Source organism: Prochlorococcus marinus str. MIT 1013 (assembly GCF_027359395.1).
GTDB lineage: Bacteria > Cyanobacteriota > Cyanobacteriia > PCC-6307 > Cyanobiaceae > Prochlorococcus_B > Prochlorococcus_B marinus_E.
In genome coordinates this window covers 1,174,142-1,186,924 of sequence record NZ_CP114778.1, presented here as the reverse complement: position 1 = coordinate 1,186,924, position 12,783 = coordinate 1,174,142, and the positions used below count along the sequence as shown (strand labels likewise).

Below are 12,783 nucleotides of genomic sequence, written 5' to 3'. Positions count from 1 at the left end.
ATCAGTTTCATATTTACTTGCAAAACCAACATGTGATTTGGTAAAAGTATTTCACCAACACATACTAAGAAGATGCTTTTAGGAAGATGAATAGATCAGTATCCATAAATTTCAGGCACAAGATGACTGACGATTTAGGACGCATGTTGGTCGTTGTGAATTATTGTTTTCTGGAAAGTGAATTATTCTCATTTAATATTTCCAACCAAAAAATAGACTGATGTTATTGATTCTCATGGAGAGATAGTATTATCGCATTAAAGAAAGTAACTGAAGTTTTAAAGATGAAAGGTTTTGGAGAGCAGCATAAATCTAAAAAGAAATGCAATAAGAAGATAAAAGGCTTTGGAGAGCAGCATAAATCTAAAAAGAAAAGTAATAAGAAGACCAAACCTTCTAAAGAGCAAATAATGAATCAAGCATTTGAGTTTCATTCACAAGGAAATATCTCAGAAGCAGAAAAATCTTATCAATATTTTATTAATCAAGGTTTTAATCATCACAAGGTTTTTTCCAATTATGGAATAATTTTAAAAGATCAAAATAAACTAAAAGAAGCAGAAGTATCAACTCGCAAGTCAATTGAAATGAAACCTAATTATGCAGAAGCACATTCCAATTTGGGAAACATATTAAGAGATCTTGGCAAATTACAAGAAGCAGAAATCTCCACGCGAAAAGCAATTGAACTGAAACATGATATTGCAGAGGCTCATTCTAATTTGGGAAACATATTAAGAGATCTTGGCAAGTTAGAAGAAGCAGAAACCTCCACTCGAAAAGCAATTGAACTGAATCCTAATTTCGCAATTGCTTATTCGAATTTAGGCGAAATATTGAGTAATCTTGGCAAGTTAGAAGAAGCAAAAGTATCAACCCGAAAAGCAATTAAAATCAAACCTGATTACGCAATTGCTCATTCCAATCTGGGAAATATCTTGAAAGATCTTGGTCAATTCCAAGAAGCAGAAATCTACACTCGCAAAGCAATTGAAATTAAACCTGATTTCGCTGAGGCGCATTATAATTTAGGAAGCATCTTGAAAGATCTTGGTCAATTACAAGAAGCAGAAATCTCCACGCGAAAAGCAATTGAACTAAAACATGATATTGAAGAGGCTCATTCCAATTTGGGAAACAAATTGAGAAATTTTAGAAAATCATAAGAAAAGACTTTTGGAATTGAAGGGATGTCATCCTAAAATAGTTCTCTAGTTAATAACTGATTAGAGAACTACTTCAATTAGTTCGAACTTCAGACCTTGATCTGTCAGAGCATTTCACTCATCATCAAGCAAAGTCCTCTGTTAACTAATAACAAACTCTCTAAGATTATCTAGAAAGAGATTGCCCATGTAAGGAAGAGATCTTCTTTAATTAAATGGTTGCAGATATTCAAAAAATCTAGGGTAAGGAATCTTAAGAGAAAAACTAATGAAATCAACGGAATAAAAGGTTTCTAATATAGAAGCAATATTGCACTAATCAATCACTCTGAATTTTAAAATATTAGTCAATTTGGAAATGTCAGCCAGCCAGTAATTATATATTTTAGACCTGATTTTAATACATTCCCTTTGTGAGAGTGAGTCCATTCAGCTGGCCAAATCAAAGTTAAACCTTGCTTTGGCTTTATATCTAGATCGTAATGATTGAAATATGTTGAACCACCTTCTTCTACATCATTTAAATAGGTCATAAAGGCAAAGATTCTATGGAGAGTACTTAATCCAGCTCTTTCACAATGTGTTTCCTGAAAATGTTGACCAGGCATATATTTACCAATATTAAACTTACCTATATCTAAACGATAAGCAATTAAAGATAAGTATGGCCATTGGATATTGTAGTCTTTGTAGCATTCAAATAGACTTTCAAAGTATAATTTAAATACTTTATTTTCTGGGAGTTTTAATTCTTCTGGAGTAAGACTGATATCTTGTCTATTTTTAACTTCTAGATTTATACCCTCTGAGGTTGAACCTTGGGTTTGTTTTTGTTTGTTGTTTTCAAAATATGAGATTATCTCATTACATAAGGACGGTTCTATTGTCCATGAACCAATAAAGTTGGGAGTAAGATTTGTTTTACCTAAGTCGGATCTTTTCATTATTAATTAAAAGATAAGCCTTGTTTGAGATTGAATTCAATTCTTCCTTGTCCAGCTTTGAGCTTGGATATTCCTTCAGCATGCTTTCCTTTTTCTAACAGCATACCTCCAATTCCCGATAGACATAGTTTGTAGTCCATTCCAAGTTTACTAGCTTTATCGAGGCTGGAAATCGCACTATCTCGTTTTTTAAGCTCTCTCAATATGATTCCAAGATTGTAATGCGCCTCGGCGAAATCAGGTTTAATTTCAATTGCTTTGCGAGTGTAGATTTCTGCTTCTTGGAATTGACCAAGATCTTTAAAGATATTTCCCAGATTGGAATGCGCCTCTGCGTAATTAGGATTCAGCTCAATTGCTCTGCAAATTGATGATTCTGCGTCTCGTAACTCACCAAGATCTCTCAAAATATTTCCCAGATTGAAATGCGCCTCTGAATAATTAGGTTTAATTTCAATTGCTTTGCGAGTAGAGACTTCTGCTTCTTGTAATTGACCAAGATCTTTCAATGTGAGTCCTAGATTGGAATGCGCCTCTGCGAAATCAGGTTTTAGTTCAATTGCTTTGCGAGTGGAGATTTCTGCTTCTTGTAATTGACCAAGATCTTTCAATATGAGTCCTAGATTGGAATGCGCCTCTGCGAAATCAGGTTTTAGTTCAATTGCTTTGCGAGTGGAGATTTCTGCTTCTTGTAATTGACCAAGATCTTTCAATGTGAGTCCTAGATTGGAATGCGCCATTGCGAAATCAGGTTTAATTAGAATTGCTTGACGCAGTGATGTCTCTGCTTCTTGTATATTGCCAAGCTCGCCTAATAAACCTCCTAAAGCTGAATGAGCCTGAAAGAAATCAGGCTTGAGTTCAATAGTTTTGCGAAGAGGTAGTTCAGCTTCTTGAAGTTTTTTTTGTCCAAGAAGGATTGTTCCGAGAAGGAAATGAGAGTTGAAGAGATTGGGGTTAAGTTCTATTGCTTTTCGTATAGATACTTCTGCTTCTTGTAGTTGTCCAAGTTCTTTTAAAACTGCTCCAAGGTTTAGATGAGCCTGAAAGAAATCAGGCTTGAGTTCAATAGTTTTGCGAAGAGGTAGTTCAGCTTCTTGAAGTTTTTTTTGTCCAAGAAGGATTGTTCCGAGAAGGAAATGAGAGTTGAAGAGATTGGGGTTAAGTTCTATTGCTTTTCGTATAGATACTTCTGCTTCTTGTAGTTGTCCAAGTTCTTTTAAAACTGCTCCAAGGTTTAGATGAGCCTGAAAGAAATCAGGCTTGAGTTCAATAGTTTTGCGAAGAGGTAGTTCAGCTTCTTGAAGTTTTTTTTGTCCAAGAAGGATTGTTCCGAGAAGGAAATGAGAGTTGAAGGGATTGGGGTCAAGTTTTATTGCTTTGCGGCAACAAATCTCAGCTTCTTTTATTTTCCCAAATCGACCATACCCATTGGCAAGGCTCACCCATGCAGGAGCGAATTTTGGGTCAGATTTAGTCGCTTTGATTAATAAAGATAATCCTTCTTTTTTGTTATGTATATTGATTTCAATGTTCCCTATATTCGTTAAAGCTGGAGCATAAGAACTATTAATCTCTAGTGCCTTTTGATAATAATCCTTAGCAGTATTCACATCTCCAACCGCTTGATATGTATTTCCGAGATCTTTAATGACTTCATAATCATCAGATTTAATTTTTAGCACCTTATTAAAATATAAACGAGCATCATCTATCTTTCTGATTGCTAAAAAAGATTTTGCGATTAATTTTAAAGCTTCTACCGAGTCATTATTAGTAGTTAATATTTGATTACAAGTATAAATTGTTTCTTGATATTTATTTTGTTTAAAGAGTGAGTTAGCTATTTCTATTGTCAAGCTAAGTCCTCAGATTCATTTATATATAATAACCATGAAGTCTACTATATAAAGCTTTTATATTCGCCTTAGTTGTAAATCTTAGGTTTTGAGAAGTTCTCATAATCTGGCGCTCAATCTTTAAATGTTTGTATTTATATTGATTTTCTGATGGATCTCTTCTGATCTAAATGGCACTTAAAATGTAGCTGCTTCAGGTATAATTTTTTTGTCTTTATCTTTTTTATCAGATTTCTTCATTTTCCTCTTGACTATCTTCTAATGGTTTAATTCTACTACTAACTTTAAAATTATTCTTCTTTATAATCTAGAGCGAGATAAATTACTGCTAGTTTCGAATTATTTTTCAGGATGTCTCTAAGTTAATCACATCTTTTAATGCTATGAGTTTAGATACGTCCCGTATAAGATTTAGCATAAAATTTGCAATAATTATTTTAGTATTAAAACTTAAGTTTATAAGTAAGTAGCTTAGTATTTCTTAGGAACCTACATGAATGAAGATCCATTTAACTTATAAAAATTTACTTCCATATTACTTTCTAATTGTTTTGATTTATTTTCAGTATTCATTGTATAATTTTTCCTCTACCAGGTTTGAATTATACTTATAGTTTATTTCTTGTTTTATAGCAGCCCGTATATCATTTTCTTGATATACTGATCGTGCTAGTTGAATAAAATCGTTGTCGAATTCTTTTTTACTTTCTTTGATCCTGATTTTATCTTCTATTTCCCAAAGACTATTATTTATTGTTTTAAGACGATGAACTAAATCAATATTGATTTCTAGTTTCTTATCATCAAGAATACATTTTAGTAGTTCCAGCTCTTTCTCTACATTTTTGAGCTTTATGCCAGTCATATGTGCTTTTTTTATTTCTAGAATTGTGATTTTATCTATTAGTTCTCCTATAGAGACTGGAACGAGAATATTAGATAAGTATTTAGCTTTTGAAGTCATATCATTTAAACTGTTTCTAAATCTTTACTTTTAATTACTTCAAGCACTAGCTCATACTCTTCAATTAAATTATTATATATGTTAGATTCTTGAATAAGCAATTTAATATCAGTATTTTTTTCTGGATGTAGCCTGAACCAGTCTTGACTTGGCTTGATACCTGTTTTCTTTAGTTCAAAATCGATATCTAAATATATTCCAAGAGGACTATTTGATGCTTTTTTCTCTATCCACTGCTTGTTTAATTTTTTTGAAAATAATTGTAAACCTAGTGGAGTGATAGCTCTCACATGAGTTGGATCATCATAGAAGAATTGATGCCTAAAGTGAGGAACTTTTATTAGAATCTCTGCCCCATTACGACATATTCTATACATCTCTTTGAATATTCCAAAGTATATTTCTACATCTTTACCTAGATGTTCAAGTACATGTATTAATTGAATCTCTGAGACTGAATTTGTTTCCCAAGGCCAAGGAAATGATTCTAAATCAAGCTTTATGTCTGGGGTCCCAAACTTATCTACATTTATATAATTTTGAAGTTTCTTCTCTCCACATCCTAGATTTAGTTTAAGAGCATTCATCAGGAAGTTTCTTCAAGAAACATTTATAATATTAATCTTCTTTTGAGTTTTTGCAGTTATATTTTATCTTCTATTTCTTTTTGTATTTCATTTGATACTCTTTCCATCACTTCATACCAATTATGTCGTTCTTTTTGTCGGAATAATCTCATAGATGGATACCAAAATGTACTCTCTTCTTTAAGTCCCCAAGTCCAAAAGGGAATGTCTTTTAATAGTAACCAAACTTTTTTGCCCATACCTCCAGCTAAATGAGCAATTGACGTATCACAAGTAATAATTAAATCACAGTTCTCAATAATGGCAGCATTTTCCAGAAAATCCCAAGTTGAATCAATTTCTTTTTGGCAACTAACAAACTTATTTTTGAATGAGCAAGTTTCTAATTGCTCTGAACCAAATCCTTTTTGGAGAGATAGCATAGTGATCTCATTACTGTTAAAGAGCCTTGAGAATTCTTCTAAAGGAATTGATCGTCCTTGATAAGTGGTTTCCATTTTTGGATTACCTTGCCAATTAATACCAATAATCGGTTTTTTTTCTTTGGAGAGTAATTGTTTCCACTTCTTATTTAATTCATCTGTTGAAAAGATATATGGTTTAGAAATTATTGGATTTTTGGGAGTTACCTTGAGAGACCGAGGTAAAGATAAGAGTGGAATCCATTGACCTTCTGAAACCAAAGTGGATTGATCTGGGGTTAATGGATTTGGATCAATATCTGATGCCTGGATTAATGAATGTAGTTTCTCCTGAGCACAAAAAGAAATATCAAAACCTTGATTTCTTAGATATGGTATGTAGCGCATATATTGAAGAGTATCGCCTAAACCTTGCTCACTAATGACTAAGATCTTTTCTTCTTTTTGTAAATCTTGATTATCGAGTCTTTTGATAATTGGATTTCCGTGCAGAGATGGAGTCTCTTTCTTTTTGAATCTAAATTCATAATTTTCTAGGCCAGATTTATATTTTCCTTTTAGAAGTTCTAAGTATGAAAGATTGAAATAAGCATCTGCGTAATCAGGTTTAAGTTTAATTGCTTTGCGGGTTGATAATTCTGCTTCTTTAGTTTTACCAACATCTTTTAATATGATTCCGAGATTTGAATGTACCATTGCGATACGAGGATCAATTTCAATGGCTTTACGAGCATAAACTTCTCCTTCTTTTAGTTTGCCAAGACTTCTCAATATGATTCCGAAATTGGAATATGCCATTGCGATATGAGGATCAATTTCAATGGCTTTACGAGCGTAAACTTCTGCTTCTTTTAGTTTGCCAAGATCTTTTAATATCATTCCAAGATTTGAGAGAGCATAGGCATAGTTAGGTTGGAATTTAATTGCTTTTCTAGTGGAGATTTCTGCTTCTTTTAGTTTACCAAGATCTTTTAATATATTTCCCAGATTGGAATGCGCTTCTGCGAAGTCAGGCTTAAGTTGAATTGCTTTGCGGGTATATAGTTCTGCTTCTTTTAGTTTACAAAGATCTGCCAATATGATTCCGAGATTAGAATATGCTATCGCATAGTTAGGTTTAAGTTGAATTGCTTTGCGGGTATATAGCTCTGCTTCTTTTAGTTTACCAAGATCTTTTAGAATTCCTCCATAATTAGAAAAAATCTTGTGATCATTAAAACCATGACTAATACAGTATTTATAATATCTTATTGCCTCTGAAAGATTACCTTTCAGATGAAATTTTAGTGCTTGATTAATTAGTGTTTCTTTAGAAGTTTTATTAGGTTGATTATTAGAAATTGAAATAAGGTCTTTACCTTCTTCTAAAGTAAAAGGAATGGGGAATGTTTTGATTTCAGTGAATCTTTTTCTCCCTTGATTTTTATCGCTAGATTCCAAAATCTTTTGAGAACTTCTGATGGTATTAATTCTACTACTAACTACTTGAAACTCTTTAGAAGAATACGTGTAAATAATTAATAGATTTAGATTAATTATTTATTGCTCTTAATTAATATTTAAATAATTGGTAGCAATATTCCCATTTTTTAGTTGATTTAGTTCATTTCCTTCCTATGCCGTTTATTTACGGCGCTACTAATGAAGTTCATCTCCTATTTAATTAAGTGCAAAAGATCTAAATGGGTTAAAAGAAAATAAATTCTATTGCATTACTTCGTTGCAACTAGTTATTTTTTTTAAATCATTGTGATCTGGATGCTTGAATAAGGCAAATTTTTGGATTTAAAGTGCAAGCGAAAACAGCTCAAGCAGAGAAGAAAGCTCAAGCGGAGAGGAAGGCTGCAGAAGAGAAGAAAGCCTTAGCAGATAAAAAAGCCTTAGCAGAGAAGAAAGCTCAAGCGGAGAGGAAGACTGCAGCAGAGAAGAAAGCCTTAGCAGATAAAAAAGCCTTAGCAGAGAAGAAAGCTCAAGCGGAGAGGAAGGCTGCAGAAGAGAAGAAAGCCTTAGCAGATAAAAAAGCCTTAGCAGAGAAGAAAGCTCAAGCGGAGAGGAAGACTGCAGCAGAGAAGAAAGCCTTAGCAGATAAAAAAGCCTTAGCAGAGAAGAAAGCTCAAGCGGAGAGGAAGGCTGCAGCAGAGAAGAAAGCCTTAGCAGATAAAAAAGCCTTAGCAGAGAAGAAAGCTCAAGCGGAGAGGAAGGCTGCAGCAGAGAAGAAAGCCTTAGCAGATAAAAAAGCCTTAGCAGAGAAGAAAGCTCAAGCGGAGAGGAAGGCTGCAGAAGAGAAGAAAGCCTTAGCAGATAAAAAAGCCTTAGCAGAGAAGAAAGCTCAAGCGGAGAGGAAGGCTGCAGAAGAGAAGAAAGCCTTAGCAGATAAAAAAGCCTTAGCAGAGAAGAAAGCTCAAGCGGAGAGGAAGGCTGCAGAAGAGAAGAAAGCCTTAGCAGATAAAAAAGCCTTAGCAGATAAAAAAGCCTTAGCAGAGAAGAAAGCTCAAGCGGAGAGGAAGGCTGCAGAAGAGAAGAAAGCCTTAGCAGATAAAAAAGCCTTAGCAGATAAAAAAGCCTTAGCAGAGAAGAAAGCTCAAGCGGAGAGGAAGGCTGCAGCAGATAAAAAAGCCGCAGCAGACAAGAAAGCACAAGCCAGCAAAACTGTTAATTCTCGAACTCAAATTGATTCACAACAGAAACGAGACTCAAGAACAGAATTGTTATCGGTTTCAGTCTCCTTAAACACTGGAAAGATTGTGTCAATAGCTTCTATAGGGATTTTGGCTTCGGCTATTCTTATTTCTGCGATGGTATTTATTGCTGGGTAATTCAATTTCACGAATAACTATGAGAAAGCAACTTTTTTATTCTGACTTTCTGCTATGTTTTCGTTCTTGTAGTTTTAGATAAATCTAAGCTGTGCTTAAAGAAAGAATCCAGGAGGTTTTTGAGTTCACTAAAAGTGAGTCTCCCTATAGGAAAGCTAATAAAGGTTGGATTAATCAAGATATATTTTTAGATTTAAGTCCCTCTGCTGATACATTTAAACAAAAAAATGAAGATGCTAAAGTCACATTATTTTGGACTCCAATAAATAGTTTATTATCGAATATATTTTTGATTATTATTCTAGGTTCAATACTTGTATTTACCTCTATATCTTTTGCAAAAGGTAGATTTGATTTTAATTTATTTAATAATTCTGCAATTAACGATATTGTAAATGTTGAAAAAAATATAGCTGTAAATAAAAGTAGATTAAAGGATATAGATTCAACGAATTACAAAATCGATCAAAATGTTGAGACAAAAGACTTAGAAAAAATAAATAAAATCAAATCATTAAATGATGATTTAAAAAAAGCGGATGATAAAATAATAAATAAAAAAATATATAAACAAGAGACTTCAATAAAAGAAATTGAAAGTAATAAAGATATTAAAATTTTACAAAATAAGAAACCAAAATCAAATTTTATTTGAATTATTTTTTGGATGTCAAAAAAAATTCTTTGTTTTTTAAAAATTGTTTTATCAGTTCAACTTTTGTTGTTTTTTGGCAGAGTTAGATGCTTTAATCAATGTGGTTTTTATGAGTTTTAAAGGTGTCTGAAGCAAAGGGTAATCAACTCGCAACTATATCTGTTTATTTAAATACACCAATAATAGCTGTGCTTTTGGCTGTTGGATTTCTTTTGGGATCTATTTTATTTGCTGGAATTTTACTTATTGCTAAATAGCTAATTTGTTTAACTCACTGCTAATCGCAGGAAGTAAGAATTGATCTTTTACTAATTCTTTGCCAGTTGTAAAAACGACTGCAAGCATAGGATTCTGATTGGGCGCTTCCCACCATGCGACATCATGGCGAACTTCACTCATGAGACCTGCTTTGCTCCAAAGTTTAGAACCCAAAGGAAGTCCTGCGCCTAAAAAACCATCTACTTGATTCTCTAAATCTTGCTTGCGACTAACTGGATCGAGTGAGCGTTGAAAAACTTTTATTAAATGCTCACTTGCTACTTTTGGGAGGATTTCAAGTGTCATTAATGATTCAAAGATTCTTGCACTCCCATCGGTTGTCATACTGTTTCGATTCTCATTTTTTTTTCCATAAAAATCTTTTTCCCTTCCAAAAGGTCCTTCATTCCAAGTCTTTTGACTGCAGTTCCAATTTTTTATTTCAGGCCACCTAAGATCATTTAGCCAGTGGTTAATTAATTGCCTTTGGATTTTCCATGCTTGATAGTTTGACTCATTAAGAGATGGACCACTTGTAGTACCTGTTAAAAGATCTAAAATATAACTTGTAGCGTCATTATTGGAGTTTGCGATCATTTCATGTAATGCTCTTCTAAGTTCTTCTGAGTCAACAATTAAGTCTTGTTTTAGCCATACCTGAGTCGCTAATGCATAAACTATTTTTACTATGCTTGCAGGATAAAAATTTCTGTTTGAATTCCACCCTGTCCCATATCCACTGGATGTCGATGGACTTTGCTTGTCATAACGTATGCAAGTTATTGCAATATTTTCTTGAAGGTTTGGACGACCTTCTTTTTCAAATCTATCGAGGAGACCTTTTAGGCAATATGCCATCTCAGAGTCTTGTCGGTAGAACGCCATAGCGCTCGAGACGAATTCAATATGACCTTAGAGGTTTTGCTAACTAAAGCTTCATTTGTTTTGGGAAGTTTATGGAAACTGCGAATAAATATTGATGGATTTAAAAGTGAAAATAGTGAAGAATTGGTTACACAAGCAAGTATTGGTAGGAGGTTTGAATTAATTGACTGTTCAAAATCTAATTTTAAAAATACTAAAATTATCGATAGAGTTAAAGTACGTCTTTTGGAAGATGACTATATTTGTTGGTTTAGATTTTCTGAATTAATTCATCAAGCTTCAAAAATAGAATCATGGGAACCCGAATTTTTTACTGTAGAGAAAATTATTTCTAGGATTCCTAAAATATTGTCTTGGACTAAGGTTGCGAAAAAAATTAGTAATCAATATTTGTGGGGCGGAACTATTGGTCCAAATTTTGATTGCTCTGGTTTGGTTCAATCTGCTTTTGCAAGTTCAGGCATTTGGATACCCAGAGATGCTTATCAGCAGGAAAAATTCTGCAAAAATATTGCATTTGATATTGAAGCTTTAGGTGAAGAATTAATACCTGGTGATTTACTTTTCTTTGGATCATCTGAAAAATGTACTCACGTTGGATTGCATATTGAGAATGGTTTTTATATTCATAGTTCTGGGGTAACTGATGGGCATAATGGGATAGAGATTGATAGTTTATTTCAACCCAACCCTGGAAAAATTGCTTCTTTTTACAGATCTAAATTTAGATCTGCTGGAAGAGTGATCTCTTGTTATCAGAGTGAAAAACTCTCAAGAAGATTAATTGACCCTTACGAGGAGTATTGAATGAATTCTAATGTTGCCCTATCAATAGTTGTTCCTATCTATAACGAAGAAGAAAGTCTTCCTTTTTTGGTGAATCAGTTATTAGAAGTTTTACAGCCTATGGAGGAAACTTTTGAATTAGTTTTAGTTAATGATGGGTCATCAGATAACAGCGCAGAGGTAATTAGAAAACTAAGCTTTGATATACCAGAATTAGTTGGAGTTCTTCTACGTAAAAACTATGGACAGACGGCTGCTATGGCAGCAGGATTTGATATGTCTTCTGGGGAGGTAGTTGTCACACTTGATGGTGATTTGCAAAATGATCCTGCAGATATTCCTTTATTAGTTAATAAGATCAGGGATGGATTTGATCTCGTGAGTGGATGGAGATATCGAAGGCAAGATGCTGCGATAAGTAGAAAGCTTCCATCAAAAATTGCTAACCGATTGATTGGGAAGGTTACTGGTGTTCGACTTAATGATTATGGATGTTCTTTAAAGGCTTATAGGAAAGAAGTGCTTACAGATATGAGATTATATGGTGAATTGCATAGATTTTTGCCTGTTCTTGCAAATATTGAAGGAGCTAGAATTACGGAAGTTAAAGTTAATCATAGGGCCCGTCAATTTGGATCTAGTAAGTATGGAATAGATAGAACATTTAGAGTCTTGATGGACTTGTTGACTGTTTGGTTTATGAATAGATTTTTAACAAGACCTATGTATGTTTTTGGTTTTGGTGGAATTCTTGCAATTATTGGGAGCTTCATAACAAGCTTTTACTTATTAACCATAAAACTTTTAGGCGAAGATATAGGTAATAGACCTTTACTTATTTTTGCTTTACTTCTTGCAGTGACTGGAGTTCAACTTTTTGGGTTTGGATTGCTTGGAGAGCTGCAAATCCGCACTTATCATGAAAGTCAAAATAGACCAATTTATCGCATTAGAGATACATTTCGAGGAGGACGAGAAGCTTGAGATTTTTTATTTAAATTAATAGTTGTCCCTTTATAAGTTGCAATGGCAGCAGCAGAAGCAATAACAACTCTACTGTCAGAATCCTTCAATCCTCTTTTTAAAAAAGGTAATGCTTTTTTGTTCTCCCATTTACTAGCAATTTGAATAGCTAATAGACGATCACTTGGGTTGCTAGAGATTAATTTAGTTAATTGTTTTTTTGTCTGTATTGAATTAAGTGAAGTTGACTGTGAAAAAGGATTTGATTTTTTATTATTCAGTTTATTTGATTTTTGATCTTGTAAATTCTTATCGATTATCAGTTCGGATGATGTTACCTGAGCTTTCGATAAGGAATCCTTTTTATATTTGAAAAAAACTGATGCCTTGGATTGTTTTTTTGAACTCCAAAGGATTAATGCAATAATTAGAGCTAAACTACCAGCAAAAACTTGATTCATGATGAGAAAATTTGTTT

Annotated in this window: 13 protein-coding genes; 6 read left to right on the top strand and 7 right to left on the bottom strand. The window is 33.4% G+C overall.

Going from position 1 to position 12,783, the window contains the following annotated elements; all coding sequences use genetic code 11:
• The first annotated feature begins 284 nt into the window (after positions 1-284).
• Positions 285-1,166, top strand: a complete 882-nt coding sequence (locus tag O5633_RS07090; RefSeq protein ID WP_269608936.1) for a tetratricopeptide repeat protein — start codon at positions 285-287, stop codon at positions 1,164-1,166.
• Between the two features lie 347 nt (positions 1,167-1,513).
• Here O5633_RS07090 and O5633_RS07085 read toward each other — a convergent pair whose 3' ends face one another.
• The 5 genes from O5633_RS07085 to O5633_RS07065 form a co-directional block, all read right to left on the bottom strand.
• Positions 1,514-2,110: a 2OG-Fe(II) oxygenase gene (locus O5633_RS07085; protein WP_269608935.1), complete on the bottom strand. Its 597-nt coding sequence runs from the start codon at positions 2,108-2,110 to the stop codon at positions 1,514-1,516.
• 2 nt (positions 2,111-2,112) lie between these two features.
• On the bottom strand, positions 2,113-3,969 hold the full coding sequence (locus tag O5633_RS07080; RefSeq protein ID WP_269608934.1) for a tetratricopeptide repeat protein: 1,857 nt from the start codon (positions 3,967-3,969) through the stop codon (positions 2,113-2,115).
• Positions 3,970-4,531: 562 nt separating this feature from the next.
• The gene (locus tag O5633_RS07075) at positions 4,532-4,933 is read right to left on the bottom strand and encodes a DUF6165 family protein (protein WP_269608933.1); all 402 of its coding nucleotides are present in this window, start codon (positions 4,931-4,933) and stop codon (positions 4,532-4,534) included.
• A 5-nt stretch (positions 4,934-4,938) separates the two neighbouring features.
• Positions 4,939-5,520: a class I SAM-dependent methyltransferase gene (locus tag O5633_RS07070; RefSeq protein WP_269608932.1), complete on the bottom strand. Its 582-nt coding sequence runs from the start codon at positions 5,518-5,520 to the stop codon at positions 4,939-4,941.
• Between the two features lie 56 nt (positions 5,521-5,576).
• A complete protein-coding gene (locus O5633_RS07065; protein ID WP_269608931.1) occupies positions 5,577-7,382 on the bottom strand; it encodes a tetratricopeptide repeat protein in 1,806 nt (601 codons plus the stop codon).
• A 350-nt stretch (positions 7,383-7,732) separates the two neighbouring features.
• Here O5633_RS07065 and O5633_RS07060 point away from each other — a divergent pair, with 350 nt between their 5' ends.
• The 3 genes from O5633_RS07060 to O5633_RS07050 all read left to right on the top strand — a co-directional run bounded on the left by O5633_RS07060 (position 7,733) and on the right by O5633_RS07050 (position 9,670).
• Positions 7,733-8,758, top strand: a complete 1,026-nt coding sequence (locus O5633_RS07060; protein ID WP_269608930.1) for a hypothetical protein — start codon at positions 7,733-7,735, stop codon at positions 8,756-8,758.
• 91 nt (positions 8,759-8,849) lie between these two features.
• Positions 8,850-9,413 carry a hypothetical protein gene (locus O5633_RS07055; RefSeq protein ID WP_269608929.1) on the top strand — a complete coding sequence of 188 codons (564 nt, stop codon included), beginning with the start codon at positions 8,850-8,852 and terminating at the stop codon, positions 9,411-9,413.
• 122 nt (positions 9,414-9,535) lie between these two features.
• Complete coding sequence (locus tag O5633_RS07050; protein WP_011295180.1) at positions 9,536-9,670, top strand: hypothetical protein; 135 nt, start codon at positions 9,536-9,538, stop codon at positions 9,668-9,670.
• On the opposite strand, the gene O5633_RS07045 is transcribed toward O5633_RS07050, so the two are convergent.
• Positions 9,663-10,556, bottom strand: a complete 894-nt coding sequence (locus O5633_RS07045) for a serine hydrolase (protein WP_269608928.1) — start codon at positions 10,554-10,556, stop codon at positions 9,663-9,665. The two genes, O5633_RS07050 and O5633_RS07045, sit on opposite strands and share 8 nt — an antisense overlap.
• A gap of 21 nt (positions 10,557-10,577) precedes the next feature.
• Between O5633_RS07045 and O5633_RS07040 the strand changes: the two genes are divergently transcribed.
• Both O5633_RS07040 and O5633_RS07035 read left to right on the top strand, forming a co-directional pair.
• Positions 10,578-11,363, top strand: a complete 786-nt coding sequence (locus O5633_RS07040) for a C40 family peptidase (protein WP_269608927.1) — start codon at positions 10,578-10,580, stop codon at positions 11,361-11,363.
• Positions 11,364-12,326, top strand: a complete 963-nt coding sequence (locus tag O5633_RS07035; RefSeq protein ID WP_269608926.1) for a glycosyltransferase family 2 protein — start codon at positions 11,364-11,366, stop codon at positions 12,324-12,326. It abuts the gene before it with no gap.
• Here O5633_RS07035 and O5633_RS07030 read toward each other — a convergent pair.
• Positions 12,284-12,766 carry a HEAT repeat domain-containing protein gene (locus O5633_RS07030; RefSeq protein ID WP_269608925.1) on the bottom strand — a complete coding sequence of 161 codons (483 nt, stop codon included), beginning with the start codon at positions 12,764-12,766 and terminating at the stop codon, positions 12,284-12,286. The two genes, O5633_RS07035 and O5633_RS07030, sit on opposite strands and share 43 nt — an antisense overlap.
• Positions 12,767-12,783 lie beyond the last annotated feature (17 nt).

Bases quoted from the DNA above. Each gene is read 5' to 3' on its own strand.
- O5633_RS07090 (WP_269608936.1), top strand. From the start codon at position 285: ATGAAAGGTTTTGGAGAGCAGCATAAATCTAAAAAGAAATGCAATAAG.
- O5633_RS07040 (WP_269608927.1), top strand. From the start codon at position 10,578: ATGACCTTAGAGGTTTTGCTAACTAAAGCTTCATTTGTTTTGGGAAGT.
- O5633_RS07035 (WP_269608926.1), top strand. From the start codon at position 11,364: ATGAATTCTAATGTTGCCCTATCAATAGTTGTTCCTATCTATAACGAA.
- O5633_RS07075 (WP_269608933.1), bottom strand. From the start codon at position 4,933: ATGACTTCAAAAGCTAAATACTTATCTAATATTCTCGTTCCAGTCTCT.
- O5633_RS07045 (WP_269608928.1), bottom strand. From the start codon at position 10,556: ATGGCGTTCTACCGACAAGACTCTGAGATGGCATATTGCCTAAAAGGT.
- O5633_RS07030 (WP_269608925.1), bottom strand. From the start codon at position 12,766: ATGAATCAAGTTTTTGCTGGTAGTTTAGCTCTAATTATTGCATTAATC.
- O5633_RS07070 (WP_269608932.1), bottom strand. From the start codon at position 5,520: ATGAATGCTCTTAAACTAAATCTAGGATGTGGAGAGAAGAAACTTCAA.
- O5633_RS07085 (WP_269608935.1), bottom strand. From the start codon at position 2,110: ATGAAAAGATCCGACTTAGGTAAAACAAATCTTACTCCCAACTTTATT.